Annotated in this window: 15 protein-coding genes; 5 read left to right on the forward strand and 10 right to left on the reverse strand. The window is 67.2% G+C overall.

The features are described 5' to 3' along the window. Nucleotides 1–38 precede the first annotated feature (38 nt). Nucleotides 39–497 (reverse strand): (2Fe-2S)-binding protein, encoded by a 459-nt coding sequence (locus tag M2282_RS01860; protein WP_042580097.1) that lies wholly within the window; start codon nt 495–497, stop codon nt 39–41. Nucleotides 498–507: 10 nt separating this feature from the next. Further along, nucleotides 508–2,697 carry a xanthine dehydrogenase family protein molybdopterin-binding subunit gene (locus M2282_RS01865; protein ID WP_280807090.1) on the reverse strand — a complete coding sequence of 730 codons (2,190 nt, stop codon included), beginning with the start codon at nt 2,695–2,697 and terminating at the stop codon, nt 508–510. Between the two features lie 151 nt (nt 2,698–2,848). On the opposite strand from M2282_RS01865, the gene M2282_RS01870 reads away from it, so the two are divergent. The 3 genes from M2282_RS01870 (at nt 2,849) to M2282_RS01880 (ending at nt 4,823) form a co-directional block, all read left to right on the forward strand. Then, entirely contained in the window at nt 2,849–3,526 is a 678-nt protein-coding gene (locus M2282_RS01870; protein WP_280807091.1) for a Crp/Fnr family transcriptional regulator, read from the forward strand. Between the two features lie 143 nt (nt 3,527–3,669). Continuing rightward, a complete protein-coding gene (locus M2282_RS01875; RefSeq protein WP_280807092.1) occupies nt 3,670–3,792 on the forward strand; it encodes a hypothetical protein in 123 nt (40 codons plus the stop codon). Nucleotides 3,793–3,881: 89 nt separating this feature from the next. Then, on the forward strand, nt 3,882–4,823 hold the full coding sequence (locus tag M2282_RS01880) for an SdiA-regulated domain-containing protein (protein WP_280807093.1): 942 nt from the start codon (nt 3,882–3,884) through the stop codon (nt 4,821–4,823). Here the strand turns inward: M2282_RS01880 and M2282_RS01885 are convergent. From M2282_RS01885 to msuE, 7 genes are all read right to left on the reverse strand, one after another. After that, entirely contained in the window at nt 4,769–5,548 is a 780-nt protein-coding gene (locus M2282_RS01885) for an ABC transporter ATP-binding protein (protein ID WP_280807094.1), read from the reverse strand. The two genes, M2282_RS01880 and M2282_RS01885, sit on opposite strands and share 55 nt — an antisense overlap. A 15-nt stretch (nt 5,549–5,563) precedes the next feature. After that, on the reverse strand, nt 5,564–6,886 hold the full coding sequence (locus M2282_RS01890; protein WP_280807095.1) for an ABC transporter substrate-binding protein: 1,323 nt from the start codon (nt 6,884–6,886) through the stop codon (nt 5,564–5,566). A 47-nt stretch (nt 6,887–6,933) separates the two neighbouring features. Next, a complete protein-coding gene (locus M2282_RS01895; RefSeq protein WP_280807096.1) occupies nt 6,934–7,950 on the reverse strand; it encodes a branched-chain amino acid ABC transporter permease in 1,017 nt (338 codons plus the stop codon). A 3-nt stretch (nt 7,951–7,953) separates the two neighbouring features. Then, the gene (locus tag M2282_RS01900) at nt 7,954–8,850 is read right to left on the reverse strand and encodes a branched-chain amino acid ABC transporter permease (protein WP_280807097.1); all 897 of its coding nucleotides are present in this window, start codon (nt 8,848–8,850) and stop codon (nt 7,954–7,956) included. 172 nt (nt 8,851–9,022) lie between these two features. After that, nucleotides 9,023–9,907, reverse strand: a complete 885-nt coding sequence (locus M2282_RS01905) for an ABC transporter ATP-binding protein (protein ID WP_432422864.1) — start codon at nt 9,905–9,907, stop codon at nt 9,023–9,025. A gap of 8 nt (nt 9,908–9,915) precedes the next feature. Next, on the reverse strand, nt 9,916–11,052 hold the full coding sequence (gene sfnG, locus M2282_RS01910) for a dimethylsulfone monooxygenase SfnG (RefSeq protein WP_280807099.1): 1,137 nt from the start codon (nt 11,050–11,052) through the stop codon (nt 9,916–9,918). A gap of 35 nt (nt 11,053–11,087) precedes the next feature. Continuing rightward, entirely contained in the window at nt 11,088–11,681 is a 594-nt protein-coding gene (msuE, locus tag M2282_RS01915) for an FMN reductase (protein WP_280807100.1), read from the reverse strand. Nucleotides 11,682–12,052: 371 nt separating this feature from the next. On the opposite strand from msuE, the gene M2282_RS01920 reads away from it, so the two are divergent. Then, the gene (locus M2282_RS01920) at nt 12,053–12,223 is read left to right on the forward strand and encodes a hypothetical protein (RefSeq protein ID WP_280807101.1); all 171 of its coding nucleotides are present in this window, start codon (nt 12,053–12,055) and stop codon (nt 12,221–12,223) included. A gap of 193 nt (nt 12,224–12,416) precedes the next feature. After that, complete coding sequence (locus M2282_RS01925; RefSeq protein ID WP_348541716.1) at nt 12,417–13,529, forward strand: NAD(P)/FAD-dependent oxidoreductase; 1,113 nt, start codon at nt 12,417–12,419, stop codon at nt 13,527–13,529. A gap of 7 nt (nt 13,530–13,536) precedes the next feature. Here the strand turns inward: M2282_RS01925 and rlmB are convergent, their stop codons facing one another. Then, nucleotides 13,537–14,283, reverse strand: coding sequence for a 23S rRNA (guanosine(2251)-2'-O)-methyltransferase RlmB (gene rlmB, locus M2282_RS01930; protein ID WP_257860403.1), 747 nt, complete (start codon nt 14,281–14,283; stop codon nt 13,537–13,539). Nucleotides 14,284–14,309 lie beyond the last annotated feature (26 nt).

Raw genomic sequence — 14,309 nt, forward strand, 5'->3', positions numbered from 1 at the left:
CAGCCTGCACATCCGCGTGACGGGCCTCGCCCGCTGCGCTATCCCATCATCGCGGCCGCCGCCTTGATCGCCTCCCGGATGCGCCCGTAGGTGCCGCAGCGGCACACGTTCTCGATGGCATCGATGTCGGCATCGGTCGGGTTGCGGGTTCGCCGCAGCAGATCGACCGCCGCCATGATCTGCCCCGGCTGGCAGAAGCCGCACTGCGGCACGTCCAGGTTCATCCAGGCCTGCTGCACCGGATGCAGCACGTTGCCGTTGGCCAAGCCCTCGATGGTCGTCACCTGCCGGCCGCGCACGTCGGCCACACGGGTCGAGCATGCCGTGACCGCCTTGCCGTCCACATGGCAGGTGCAGGCCTTGCACACGTTGATGCCGCAGCCGTACTTCGGCCCGGTGATGCCGAGCTTGTCGCGCAGCACCCAGAGCAGCGCCATGTCGTCGGGCGCCTCGACGTCGACGTTGCCGCCGTTCACCTTGAAAGATTGCACGGGCATGGCGGGCTCCTCAGACAGGGACCGGCACGACGACCGGCGTGGGCAGCTTGCCCGGGGGGATGGGGGTGAAATCGACCGGGAAATTCAGCGGAAAGCTGCGCGGCTTGCGGCCGGTGGCGCGGGCGTAGGCGTTGGCGATCGCGCCAGAGCTGGCCGACAGGCCCACCTCGCCCAACCCGCCGATGGCTTCGCCGGTGCTGGCCGGCATGATGATGACCTTCACGTCCTTCGGGTAGCTCTTCATGCGCGCGAAGTGGTACTGCGAATAGCTGCCTTCCAGCGGCAGGCCGTTCTGGATGTGCAGCCCCGCCGTGAGCACGATGGAGATCGACTCGCACAGCCCACCCTGCATCTGCGCCTCGATGCCCGAGGGATTGATGGGCGTGCCGACGTCGATCACGATGGTGGCGCGCACCACCTTCACGTCGGTCGGCACCCGCGCATCGATCTCGACGATGCAGGCGGTGAACGACTTCGACTCCTGGTGCACCCCCACGCCCTGTGCAAAGCCGGCCGGCATCGCCTTGCCCCACCCTGCCGCCTCGGCCGCCGCCTTGAGCACCGCGCGTGCGCGCGGCAGCCGCAGGTACTCCAGGCGGAAGGCGACCGGGTCCTTGCGCAGCGCCCGGGCCATGTCGTCCACCAGGATCTCCTCCACCAGCCGCGAGGGCTGGATGTGCACCGAGCGGTACGAGCAGGTGTTCATGTCGATCGCCACCGGCGTCAGGAGCTTGGTGGTGACGCCGAAGTTGTACGGCGAGGTGACCATGGTCTTGAACATGACCTGCTCGATCGCGAAGTTGCCCACCGTCTGCGGAAAGCCGTTGGGCAGCGCGATGGCCGCGGCGCCCAGCATCTCGCCGAAGCCATGGCGCGTATCGAGCCGCACCCCGGCAATGCGCTGCTCGAAGGCGATGACCTGGCCCAGCAACATCGTGGCGCGCGCCCGGTGGAACATCGGCGGGCGCACGCGGCCGTGGCGCATGTCGTCGGTGCGGTGGTACATCAGCTTGCAAGGGCGGCCCAGCGCCTTGGCGGCCTGCACCGCCTGCAGCGTCGCGTCCCAGAAGAGCCGCCGTCCGAACGAGCCGCCCGAGGGCACCGCATGCACCTTCACCTTGTCCAGCGGCAGGCCCAACTCGATGGCAATGGCCTGCTGCGTGACGATCGGGCTCTGCAGGCCCGACCAGATCTCGGCCCGGTCGGCACGCACATCGGCAATGGCGCATTCGGTTTCCATCGGACAGTGCGAGACCGCCGCGAACTCGAACTCGCCCTCGACCGTGAGCGCGCCCAGCGGCGGCAGCAGGAACGGCAGCAGCGCACCCTTCAACTTCTGCTGGATGCTGGCGTTGGACTCGCCCGCGATCGGCCCGGCCGTCCAGGTGACGTCGAGCGCATTCACCGCGGCCCAGGCCTGCCCGAAGGTCTCGGCCATCACCGCCACGCCGGGCGGCGTGGGCACGATGCCGTTGGTGGCGGGAATCGGCGCAATGCCGAGCACGCCCGGCATCGCCGTCACCGTGTTCAGGTTGTTGATGCGCACGAACTTGCCGTTGATGGTGGGCGGGCGGCACACCATGGTCGGCTTCGCGTCGGGCACGGCCTGGTCCATCGAGAACTTCTTGCGCCCGGTCACGATGTCCAGCGCATCGAGCCGCGTCGTGCGCTGGCCGACCACCGCATTCGCGCTGCCCGAAAGCAACCCGCCCAGGCCGCCGAGCAGTGGCATGCCCGCATGCAGCGACCGCACGCTCGAGGAGCCGCCGGTGAGCTGGTTGAAGACCAGCTCGGGGCTGGCGTCCGCGGAGCCGACCTCGATCGCGCTCAGCGGCAGCCGCAGCTTGTCGGCCAGCATCATCGCGGCGGCGGTGGCGATGCCCTGGCCCGACTCCAGCCGCGGCAGTTCGAGTCGCACACGGCCGTTGGCGATGTTGGTCACCTTGACCAGCGGCATCGTCGGCAACGCCGTCACCGTCACCGCGTCGCCGATGTCGATCAGGTCGGTGGTGTCGGGCGGTGTCATCGGCAGGATCGCGGCTTCGGCCGACGCCGGAGCCGCGAGCCCGCCGAGCCCCGCAGCGGCTGAAACCAGGGGCGCGGATGCCGCGTATCCCAACAGGTTGCGCCGGCGCATGCCGGGTGGTTCGTCTTGTTGCGGCGCATGCGTGGGGACCGCGCCGGATTCGGGATGTTCCATCCTTGTCTCCTGTCTTCTGGTTGTGGCGAACAGGAGTCAATATGTCATGATCGCCGCGACAAAAATGTCGTTTCGAAGACATTACTTACGAGGCGTGGAGGAGCGAGTCCACAACAACAAGCGAACGAGGCAAGCACGTATGTCGAAGGCCATGGAGACCATGCTCCGCGAGAGCCTGTGGGCACGGACCCTAACCGCCGAGGAGCTCGACCGCGTGGTGCGCGACTCGCATGAGCGCGAGGTGCAGGCCGGCGGTTTCGTGCTGCGCCGCGGCGAACCTGCCGATCTCTGGCTCGGCGTCATCGAGGGCTTGGTGAAGATGTCGGTCTCGCTGGCCGATGGCCGGGTCTCCACCTTCACCGGCGTGACCACCGGCGGCTGGGCCGGCGAAGGCTCGCTGCTCAAGCCCGGCCCGTGGCGCTACGACGGCGTGGCCATGCGGCCCACACGCATGGCCTGCGTGCCGCGCCACACCTTCGAGCGGCTGCTCTCGACGAACATCGAATTCAACCGGTTTCTGCTGTCCCACATCAATGCGCGCCTGAGCCTCTTTATCGGGCTCATGGAGTTCGATCGCTTGCTGGGCCCGGACGCGCGTGTCGCACGCTGCATCGCCAGCCTGTTCGACCCGGTGCTCTATCCGCAGACCAGCAGCTTCGTGCGCCTGAGCCAGGACGAGATCGGGCTTCTGTCCGCCGTGTCGCGCCAGCGCGCCAACCGGGCATTGCACGAACTCGAACGCGCGGGGTTGCTGCGGGTGGAGCACGGCGGTGTCGAGGTGCTCGACCTCGCGGGGCTGCGCGGCTATCTGGGTGAGCCGAGTCCGTAACCACGCCGCGCGCGCATCCACCGAGAGGGCGCGGGCCTCGGCTCGAGGCTTCAGTTGCCACGCTCACTCATTCTCGAAAATCAGACGAAAGGCGTAAAAATCCTGAGGCATCTGTTGCGAGATGGATAGCAGGCCTGCTGGGCATGCTGATCGTCGATCCTGCTTCCGGCGGCATGTACAGCTTCCCCGACACGGTCAAGGGCACGCTGGCACCCAACGTTGCCGGCGTCGTCGGCACTTCGGCGGCACCAGCCACCGTCAAGTAAGGCAGCCCGCTGCGAAGGCCCGGGCCGCCGACGCAGCCGTCGAGCAACTGGCATCCCGCCGCTTTCGAAGCCCCCTAGACTCGGGCCGCATGAGCCGCCCGAGTCCCCGCAAAGCCCTCCTCTATGCCATCGTCCTGGGCCTCGGCATTCTCTTCATCTGGTATTTCAAGGTCCTGGCGTTCGGCTATTACTGGCTGAGCACGACGCTGGGTGCATCGCAATGGGCAGGAAACTCGCTGTGGCTGCCGGGCTACCGGGTGGCTGTCGAAGGCGTACCGATCCAGGGGCTGACGCGCAATGCCTCGGGGCTGACCTTCAACACGGAAACCGGCACCCTCTTCACCGTCATAAACCGCCCGCCGCAGATCGCGGAGCTCACCACCGAGGGCCGGCTGCTGCGCGTCGTCGCGCTCGACGGCGTGAAGGACCCCGAGGGCATCACCTACGTGCAGGGCGACAGCTACGTGATCTCGGACGAGGACAGCCACCGCATGTACTGGGTGCAGATCGGCCGCGATACGCAGCGGGTGTCGGTGGCCGGCCGCCCGAGCCTGGGCATCGGCATCGACAAGCTGCACAACAGCAGCTTCGAGGGCGTGTCCTGGGACGGCGTGCACAAGCGCCTGTACGTGGTGCGCGAGAAGCTGCCGATGCGCGTGCTGGTGATCACCGGGCTGGACCCGGCCACGCCTTCCACCGGCTTCAACATCGACATCAGCGAATGGAAGTCCTCGCGCGCGGGCTCGCTGTTCATGAGCGACCTTTCATCGGTCACGCTGCATGAGCAGACCGGGCATCTGCTGCTGCTCAGCGACGAGTCGGCCCTGATCGCGGAGTACGCGCCGGACGGGCGCCCGGTCAGCATGCTGCCGCTGTGGCGCGGGTTCAATGGCCTGCAGCGCAAGGTGCCGCAACCCGAGGGGCTGGCCGTGGGACCCGACGGCAAGCTCTATCTGCTGTCGGAACCCAATCTGTTCTACCGCTTCGAGCGGGCATCAGCGTCGGCAGCGGCAACACCTTCGCCGAAATAGAAAGACTGGATGTCGGCACGCTGGCGCAGCGCCTGTGCGTCGCCGCTCAATACCGCGATGCCGGCATCGAGCACGGTCGCGCGGTCGGCGTACTGCAGTGCCACGGTGGAGTTCTGCTCGGCCACGAGGATCGACAGGCCCTCGTCGCGGTTGAGCCGCCGCAGCTGCTCGAAGATGTCGCGCACCACCAGCGGCGCGAGGCCCATCGAGGGTTCGTCGAGCACCAGCAGCCGGGGCCGCGACATCAGTGCGCGGCCGATCGCCGTCATCTGCTGCTCGCCGCCGGAGCTCAGGCCGGCCAGGGTCTTTCGCCGGTCCTTGAGCTTCGGAAAGATGGCGTAGACACGCGCGAGGTCTTCGGCGGTTTCCGCGCGCCGCGCGCTGCGCCCGAGCGCGCCGGTCAGCAGGTTCTCTTCCACCGTCAGCGAGCGGAAGCAGTGGCGCCCCTCCAGCACCTGCACCAGGCCGAGCCGCACGAGATCGGCCGGACTGATGCGGCCCGTATCCCGTCCATCGAAGACGATGCGCCCGGCCGTCACTTGCCCGCGTTCGGCCGGCAGCAGGTTCGACACGGTCTTGAGCGTGGTCGACTTGCCCGCACCGTTGGCGCCGAGCAGCGCGTGGATTTCGCCCGCGCGCACCTCCAGGCTCACGCCGTGCAGCGCGACGATCGAGCGCTGGTACGCCGCCTCGACGGCCTCGATGCGCAACAAGGGCGTTGTCATTGCAGTCGGCTCGGCTCAGTCGTCGATGCTCTTGCGCACCTTGACGTTCTTCTCTTTCGCATAGGCGAGCGAAGACTTCTCGATGATCGGGCGCAGCAGCTTCCAGTCGGGCGCGATCCAGTCGGACACCACGTTCCACTTGCTGCCATCCCACTGCTGGAAGGCCACGCGGCCGTCGCCTTCGTGGTTGTCCCAGGTCACGTTGATCGAATGGAACAGGCCCTTGGCGCCGAGCGCGGCGGCGCGCGCCTCGTCGATCTTCAGGTTCTCCAGGCCCCAGCGGATCTCGTCGCCGGTGAGCGTGCGCTTGCCGAACTTTGCTTGCGCGATGCGGATGGCTTCCACATTCAGGATGCCGTTGAGCACGCCCAGGTTGTGATAGACGCTGCCGATGCGCTTGGTGTCCTGCAGGTTGCCCTTGCCCGCGCCGTAGACGATCTTGGTGATGTCCTGCAGCACCGGGTACTGCGCGCCGGCCGCCACCGTGGTGATGGCCACGTAGCCCTTGGCCGCATCGCCCGCGGGAATCACGTCTTCCTCGGAGTTGGACCACACGTTGCCCACGATGTGGTCGACCGGGAAGCCCGTCTTCTGCGCCGTCTTGAGCGCCACCGGGTTCATCACGCCCCAGCCGCGCAGCACCACGTAGTCGGGCTTCACGCGGCGGATGGTGAGCCACTGCGACTGCTGCTCGTTGCCCGGGTGCGGCACCTCGATCTGCTGCAGCGTGAAGCCGTACTTCTTGGCGAGCAGCTCGTAGACCGGGATGGTCTCCTTGCCGTAGGGCGAGCCGTGGTACAGCACCACGATCTTCTTGCCCTTGAGCTTGTCGGTGCCGCCCTCCTTGCCCGCGATGTAGTTCACGATGCCCGAGGTCTCGCTGTACGGATTGAGCAGCAGCGGAAAGATGTACTTGAACACGCGGCCGTCGGTGGTGTCGGTGCGGCCGTGGTTGATGGTGAGCAGCGGCACCTTGTCGGCCGTCACGCGGTCGATGAGGGCGTAGGCGATGCCGACCGACAGGGGGTTCCAGGTGGCGATACCCGGGCGCTGCTTGAGACGTTCGTACACCTCCACGCCGCGCTCCACTTCGTACTGCGTCTCGCCCTCTTCCCAGGTCAGCTTGACGCCGCCCACGCCGCCGTCGCGCGTGTTGACCAGGTTCAGGTAATCGATGAAGCCGCCGAAGAAGCCCGTGCCGCCGGCCGCGTAGGGACCGACGCGGTAGCTCTGCAGCGGGAAGAACTGCTCGTTGGCATCGGCATGCGCGAACTGCAGGCCAGCCACGGACAGGGTGGCGGCCAGCGCCGCGGTTTTCAGGTGCTTGAGGAAGGACATGGTGATGAAGGCTCTTGGGATGCGAAGGAAAAAGGAAAGGTGTGCGCTCAGGCTGGCGCCAGCCGCTTGCGCGCGCGGTCCCACAGGGCGACCAGCCCCTGCGGCTCCACGGCGAGAAAGAAAATGATCAGCGCGCCCAGCACGATGCGCTGGCTCATGTCGAGCACGCCCGAATCGAACGAGCCGCCGAAGAGAAAGCTGCCCACGCGCGAAAGCAGCAGCGGAAACACCACGATCAGCGCCGCACCGAAGAAGGCCCCGCGGATCGTCGCGAGCCCGCCGATGATCACGATGAACAGAATCTGGAACGAGCGGTCGAGGTTGAAGCCCGCGGGCTCCACGGTGCGCAGGTACACGAAGCCCCACAGCACACCGGCCACACCGACGATGAACGACGACACCGCGAACGCCAGCAGCTTGGTGCGCAGCACCGGCACGCCGATGACGCGCGCGGCCAGTTCGTTGTCGCGCACGGCGATGAAGTGATGGCCCGTCTGTGTACGCACGAGGCGCCATGCGAGCAGCGTGAGCACCGTCACTATCACCAGCGAAAAGAGATAGCGGCCCACGGGCGTGTCGAACACGATGCCGGCCACTTCCAGCGCGGGCGCATCGATCACGCCCGAGGCGTTGTCGTTGCTGAACCAGCTGAACTTGGTGAGTGCCCATTGCACGAAGAACTGCGCCGCCAGCGTCGACACCGCGAGGTAGAAGCCGCGCAGCCGCAGGCTCGGCAGGCCGAACACCAGGCCGACGGCCGTGGCGGCGAGGCCCGCGAGACCGATGCTCACGAGCAGCGGAAGTCCTTCCACGCGCAGGTTGAAGTTGTAGGCGGCGAAGGCGCCCACTGCCATGAAAGCTGCGGTGCCCAGCGAGAGTTGACCTGCGTATCCCGTCAGCAGGTTGAGCCCCACTGCCGCGAGCGACAGCGCGAGGAACGGAATCAGCAGCGCATCGAACACATAGCCGGACGCAACGAACGGCATGACGCCGAAGGCGATGACCAGCACGGCAAGCGGCCAGGTCCACGCCGGCAAGGTCCGAGGCAAAGCGACAGTACTCATCGCTCAGGCCCTCTCGACGAGCTTCTGCCCGAACAACCCGCTCGGCCGGATCAACAGAAAGGCCAGCGCTGCCACATACGCGAACCAGCTCTCGATGCCGCCGCCCACGAAAGGCCCGATGTACACCTCGGCCAGCTTCTCGAGCGCGCCGATCACCAGCCCGCCGACGATGGCGCCAAGGATCGAATCGAAGCCGCCGAGCACCAGCACCGGCAGCGCCTTCAGCACCACCAGCGAGAGCGAGAACTGCACCCCCAGCCGTGCGCCCCACAGCAGCCCTGCCACGAGCGCGATGACGCCGGCCGCGGCCCACACCGTGGCCCAGATGCGCGGCAGGCGAAGGCCCACTGCAATCGCTGCATAGGTGTCGTCCGCGACCGCGCGGAACGCGAGGCCCACGCGGGTGTAGCGGAAGAAGGCCGAGAGCAGCGCGACCATCACGCCGGCCGTCGCGGCGGCGAACAGGTCGAAGGTCGAGACCATGATGCCGAGGATCTGCAGCGGCTCGTCCGCGATGCCGAGCTCCAGCGCATGCACCTGCGTGCCCCACACGAGCTGCGCCACGCCTTCGATCACGTACGAGAGGCCCAGCGTCGCCATGAACAGCGTGATCGGCGGCTGGTTCACCAGCGGCCGCAGCACGGTGCGCTCGATGGCCAGGCCCAGCAGCACCATGAGCGCGAAGGTCAGCACGAGCGCCAGTACAAAAGGCACGCCGCGCTCCACCAGGCTCACGAAGGTGAGCGCGGCAAACAGCAGCTGCGCGCCCTGCGCGAAATTGAGCACGCCCGATGTCTTGTAGATCAGCACGAAGCCGATGGCCACGAGCGAATACATCACGCCAGAGAGCAGGCCGCCGATGAGCACTTCGGCGAAGAAGCTGAGGTCGGCGCCGGTCATTGGTTGACCTCTGCTCTCGGATGACCGCTCGGGGCGCGGCTGTTGCTCCCTCTCCCCTTGGGGAGAGGGCTGGGGTGAGGGTCGACGGCGACGGCAAAGGCGGCGTGCTTGCAAAGGCCCCTGCCCTCATCCCAACCCTCTCCCCAAAGGGAGAGGGAGTAAGAGCGAACGCTCATGTGCCCTGCTCCTCGTGGGCCACGCCCAGGTAGGCATCGATCACCGCCGGATCGCTGCGCACCTCGGCCGGCGTGCCGTCTGCGATCTTGCGGCCGTAGTCGAGCACGGCCACGCGGTCCGACAGGCCCAGCACCACGCCGATGTCGTGTTCGATCAAGAGGATGGTGGTGCCGAACTCGTCGCGCGCGGCGCGCACGAAATGCACCAGCTCGCTTTTCTCGGTGACCGTCATGCCGGCCATCGGTTCGTCGAGCAGCAGCAGTTGCGGCGCGGCGACCAGCGCACGCGCGAGCTCCACGCGCTTCTGCAGGCCGTAGGCCAGCGTGCCGGCCGGCCGCTCGCTCACGGCGCGGAGGCCGAGAAAACCGATGATCGCGTCGGCCCGTGCCCGCGCGTCCTCGCGTTCACGTCGCGCGCGGCCGAGGCCGATGAGCTGCTCGATGAAAGTGGAGCGCGCCGCATCGACGCGGCCGAGCACGACGTTGTCGCGCACGCTCAGGCCCTTGAAGAGCGCGAGGTTCTGGAAGGTGCGCGCGATGCCCAGCCGGGCCAGCCGCGCCGTCGGCACATGGCCGAAGCTGCGCCCGCCGATCCACACGCGCCCACGGTCGGGCCGGTAAAGCCCGCTGATGACATTGACCAGCGAACTCTTGCCGGCGCCGTTCGGGCCGATGACGGCGCGAATCTCTCCCTTGGCGATCGACAGGTCCACGCCCGACAGCGCGTTGACGCCGCCGAAGCTGAGGTCGATGCCTTCCAGCCGCAGCACGGCCGAGGTGCCCGTGTCTTTCCCGGCCGGTGCCGCGCGTCCCGCCGGCACGAAGGCCACCGGGTCGGCACCGAGCGAGACCGGACCCGCCTCGAAGAAAAGATCGGGCATCGCAAGACTCACGCGACGGCTTCCAGCGCCGGCTTGCTCTGCTTGCCGGCAATCGCGCCCTGCTCGGCTTCGAGCTTGCGCACCAGCGGCAGCACCTTCTCGCCGAAGTACTCCACCTCTTCGATGAAGTGCAGGAAGCCGGTGAGGATCAGGTCGACGCCGATGGCCTTGAGCGCCACGATGCGTTCGGCAATCTGCTGCGGCGTGCCGATGAGGTTGGTGCGGAAGCCGTCGTTGTATTGCACGAGGTCCTCGAAGGTCGACTTCGCCCAGTTGCCCTCGCCTTCGGGCGACGACTTGCCGGCCTGCTTGGCCGCGTCGCCGAAGGCATGCACCGCCTCGACGTGGGCGTGCTTGATGATGTCGGCGAGCACCGCCTTGGCCTCTTCCTCGGTGTCGCGGGCGATCACGAACGCATTCACGCCGATGCGCACCGTGTGGCCGTTCTCCGCGGCCTTGGCCTGGATGTCGTCGATCTGCGCCTTCAGGCCCTCGGGCGTGTTGCCGTTGGTGAAGTACCAGTCCGACACGCTGGCCGCGTTGTCGCGTGCGGCGCGCGAGCTGCCGCCCTGGAAGATCTCGGGGTGCGGCTTCTGCACCGGCTTCGGGCTCAGCGTGTAGTCGGTGAAGCGGTAGAAGTCGCCCTTGAAGGTGAAGTTGTCCTGCGTCCAGATGCCCTTGAGCGCGCGGATGAATTCGTTGGAGCGGCGATAGCGCTCGTCATGCTCCAGCCACGGCTCGCCGATGGCCTGGAACTCGCCCTTGAACCAGCCGCTCACCACGTTGATGCCGATGCGGCCATTGGAGATGTGGTCGATGGTGGCGATCTGCTTGGCCACCACCGCGGGGTTCCACGGGCCGGGCAGGATCGCGGCCAGCACCTTGAGCTTGGTGGTCGCATGCAGCAGCGCCTGGCTGAAGGACACCGACTCGTGCTGGTACTCCGCGCCATAGCCCGCGGTGAAGCGGATCTGGCTCAGCGCGTATTCGAAGCCGGCCTTCTCGGCCGCGAGCGCCAGGCGCTGGTTGTATTCGAGGCTCCAGTCGGTGCGCTGCTCGATGGTGCTGACCACGAGTCCGCCGCTGACGTTGGGCACCCAGTAGGCGAACTTGACGGGGGCGGCGGTGGAAGGCGATTGGCTCATGGCAAGGGTCCTCAGTGAACGGATTCGGGTTTGCTTCAGGCAGCCAGCGCCACGGGCGCGGGCTTGCGGATGGCGGGTGCAGCGGCGGGCGCGGCATCGCGCAGTTGCGGCACCGCGCGCGCCACGGCCAGTGCGATGCGTTCGCGGAGCGCCGGGTTGGCGATCTCGTAGCCCTCGAAATCCTTCTCGACCGCGTAGACGCCGATGGGCAGCGTGCGCGCCTGGAAGAAGCTGAAGAGCGGGCGCAGCTGGTGGTCGATGACCAGCGCATGGCGGTCGCTGCCGCCGGTGGCCGCGAGCAGCACGGGCTTGTCGGTCAGCGCTTCGTGATGCACGAAGTCGAACAGGTGCTTGAAGAGCCCCGTGTACGAGCCGCGATACACCGGGCTCGCCACCAGCAGCAGGTCGGCGGACTCGATGGCCGCGATGCTTTCTTCGACCACCGCGGGTAGCTGGTTGCGATAGAGCACCCCGGCGAACTGCGGACCGATCTCGCCGAGCGAGATCACGCGCGCATCGATGGCGACTTCGTTGCCGAGCGCGGCCAGCAGTTGATCGACCAGCACCAGCGTGCGCGAGGGACGTTGCAGGCTGCCGGAGACGGCAACGACTTTCAGTTTGCGACTCATGTTGATATGACCTTTGTTTGGAAGCTGCGATCCATTCGCGGCATGTTGGATATAAGCGAATGGCGTGCCACTGCCCTTTTCCTTACAGATCAACGAGTTAGAGAAAAATGGCAATGCCAGCAGATGCTGGGTTGGCAGCAAGCTGCGGGTGGATTGCTGCTGGGCCAGCAGCATTGCCGCCATAGTTGTTTGAAGCAGATCGGTATGCGGCCATCGAGTGAACGCCAGGCAGCAGTCGGGCAAGGGAGGTGCTGCCCTTGCAGCAGCAGGACAAACGGTAGGCACCCTCCCACACGCAGAGGCGGTCGTGGCCGGTTCGAAGCAGACAGGACCTCTGGATACTCCATGCATCTCAGTTATCGGAGGACACCATGTCTTTTGCGCTTTATATGATCGGCTTCCTGATCTTCCTGGGCGGTATCGCCTGGGGTGCTTCGGTGGCGGGCGTCCCGACGCTCTACATCGGCATCGGCGCATTGATCCTGCTGGGCATCGGCATCTTCAGTGCGGTGGCCCGTACGCGCAGCAAGGACCCGTCCTGAGCTTTTGACCCCGGAGAGTTCACACGGCCTTCACGCCGTGCGCACATGGCATAGCTAACTTCGCTCGCGCACCACACACCGTGGTGCGCGTTGCTTCAGTTGGCTTTCCATGCACACCTCTTCCAGTCTCTTTTCCCCGCTTCCCACTTCATCGACGGCGCCCTGCCCCGCGCCAACCGCCGCGAGCAGCGGCTTGCAGAACATCAAGGTGGACCTGCTCGTCGTCGGCGCGAGCTTCGCCGGCCTTGCGTGCGCACGCGCCGCAGCGCTCGCCGGACTCAGCGTGATGGTGCTGGAGAAGAAGACCAGCGCCGGCGCCAAGCTCCACACGACCGGCATCATCGTGAAGGACGCGGTCGACAGCGTTCCCTGGCTGGCGGAAGTGCCGCCGGCGCTGGTCCGGCGCATCGAGGGCGTGCGGCTCTATGCGCCGAACATGCGGCACGTCGACCTGCATGCGCCCGGCTACTGGTTCTGGGCCACCGATGCGCCCGCGCTGCTCGACTGGATGGTGGACTCCGCCCGCGCCTCGGGCGTCGACGTGCGGCTCGGCACGCTGTTCGAACAGGCGCTGTGGATGGACGGCCGCTGGGAGGTACCGGTGATGCACGGCCCCTGCATCACCGCCACCTACATCGTCGGTGCCGACGGCCCGCATTCACGCGTGGCCAAGGCGCTGGGCCTCTCGCGCAATACGCGCTTTCTCTATGGCGTCGAGCACGAATACCAGGGTGCGCGCATGGCCCCGGACCTGTTGCATTGCTTCATCGATCGCAAGCTCGCACCCGGCTACATCGGCTGGGCGCTCGACGGCGTGGGTGTGAGCCAGATCGGCCTGGCACGCCGCATGGGCCAGGACGACGCGAACGCGCTGCGGCTTGCCCCCTTGCTCAAGAAGATCGAATCGGTGGTGACGCCGGGCGATGCGCCCCCGGTGGCCGTGCGCGCCGGAATGATCCCCTGCGGCGGTGTGCTCCCGGTGGTGGCGCGCGAACGGGCGCTGTTGGTGGGCGACGCGGCCGGCATGGTGTCGCCGGTCACGGCTGGCGGCATCCACACCGCGCTGCAGCATGGCGAACGCGCCGGCGAGGCGGTGGCGCGCTTCGTGCGCGGCGAGGTGGGCGACCCGGCCACGTGGTTCGTGCGCAGCTATCCGCGCTTCCTGCTCAAGCGCTCTTTGCGCTGGGCTTTCGACCACTTCCAGAGCGACTGGATGTTCAACCACCTGCTAGGCACGCCGCAGATGCGGCGCATGGCCGAGTTGATCTACTTCCACCGCAAGGGTGGGCCGCTGCCGAAAAACTAGGGGCCGATCAGGCGCTGCGCTGGCGCATCGCCTCGTAGAGGCACACGCCGCTGGCCACCGAGACGTTCAGGCTCTCGACCGCGCCGGCCATCGGAATGCTCACGAGTTCGTCGCAGGTCTTGCGGGTCAGCTGGCGCATGCCCTCGCCTTCGGCGCCCAGCACCAGCGCCAGTGGGCGTTTCAGGTCGCTTTGATAGATCGTGCCCGGCGCATCGTCGCTGGTGCCCACGCACCAGATACTGCGTTCCTTGAGCTCGTTGAGCGTGCGCGCCAGATTGGTCACCATGAAATACGGCACCGTCTCGGCCGCGCCGCTCGCCACCTTGGCCACGGTGGCATTGATGCCGGCCGCATGGTCCTTGGGCGCGATCACCGCATGGGCGCCGGCACCGTCTGCCACGCGCAGGCAGGCGCCCAGGTTGTGCGGGTCGGTCACGCCGTCGAGCACCAGCAGCAGCGGCACGGTGCCGGCCTCTTCGAGGCCTTCGAGCAGTTCGTCGAGCGAATGGATTTGCGCGGTGGGCTCGACCCGCGCCGCCACGCCCTGATGGCCGTGGCTGCCGCTGAGCTTGGCGATGCGCAGGCTGTCGGCCTCGACCAGCCGCACGCCGGCTTCCTGCGCGCGCGCGATGAACTGTTTCATGCGCGCATCGCGCCGGCTGGCGTCGAACAGAACCTCGAGCACCGATTTCGGCGCGGTCTTGATTCGCACGCCCACGGCATGGAAGCCGAAGATCACTTTGGGGGAAGACATCCCCCGATTATCCCTACCCCGAGGCT

The sequence above is a fragment of the Variovorax boronicumulans genome, from assembly GCF_029892485.1.
GTDB classification, from domain to species: Bacteria; Pseudomonadota; Gammaproteobacteria; order Burkholderiales; family Burkholderiaceae_C; genus Variovorax; species Variovorax boronicumulans_B.

Coding starts and splice junctions, on each gene's coding strand:
- M2282_RS01880 (WP_280807093.1), top strand. CDS start 3,882: ATGAGCCGCCCGAGTCCCCGCAAAGCCCTCCTCTATGCCATCGTCCTG.
- msuE (WP_280807100.1), bottom strand. CDS start 11,681: ATGAGTCGCAAACTGAAAGTCGTTGCCGTCTCCGGCAGCCTGCAACGT.
- M2282_RS01885 (WP_280807094.1), bottom strand. CDS start 5,548: ATGACAACGCCCTTGTTGCGCATCGAGGCCGTCGAGGCGGCGTACCAG.
- rlmB (WP_257860403.1), bottom strand. CDS start 14,283: ATGTCTTCCCCCAAAGTGATCTTCGGCTTCCATGCCGTGGGCGTGCGA.
- M2282_RS01920 (WP_280807101.1), top strand. CDS start 12,053: ATGTCTTTTGCGCTTTATATGATCGGCTTCCTGATCTTCCTGGGCGGT.
- sfnG (WP_280807099.1), bottom strand. CDS start 11,052: ATGAGCCAATCGCCTTCCACCGCCGCCCCCGTCAAGTTCGCCTACTGG.
- M2282_RS01900 (WP_280807097.1), bottom strand. CDS start 8,850: ATGACCGGCGCCGACCTCAGCTTCTTCGCCGAAGTGCTCATCGGCGGC.
- M2282_RS01890 (WP_280807095.1), bottom strand. CDS start 6,886: ATGTCCTTCCTCAAGCACCTGAAAACCGCGGCGCTGGCCGCCACCCTG.
- M2282_RS01860 (WP_042580097.1), bottom strand. CDS start 497: ATGCCCGTGCAATCTTTCAAGGTGAACGGCGGCAACGTCGACGTCGAG.
- M2282_RS01875 (WP_280807092.1), top strand. CDS start 3,670: ATGCTGATCGTCGATCCTGCTTCCGGCGGCATGTACAGCTTCCCCGAC.
- M2282_RS01905 (WP_432422864.1), bottom strand. CDS start 9,907: ATGCCCGATCTTTTCTTCGAGGCGGGTCCGGTCTCGCTCGGTGCCGAC.
- M2282_RS01870 (WP_280807091.1), top strand. CDS start 2,849: ATGGAGACCATGCTCCGCGAGAGCCTGTGGGCACGGACCCTAACCGCC.
- M2282_RS01895 (WP_280807096.1), bottom strand. CDS start 7,950: ATGAGTACTGTCGCTTTGCCTCGGACCTTGCCGGCGTGGACCTGGCCG.
- M2282_RS01865 (WP_280807090.1), bottom strand. CDS start 2,697: ATGGAACATCCCGAATCCGGCGCGGTCCCCACGCATGCGCCGCAACAA.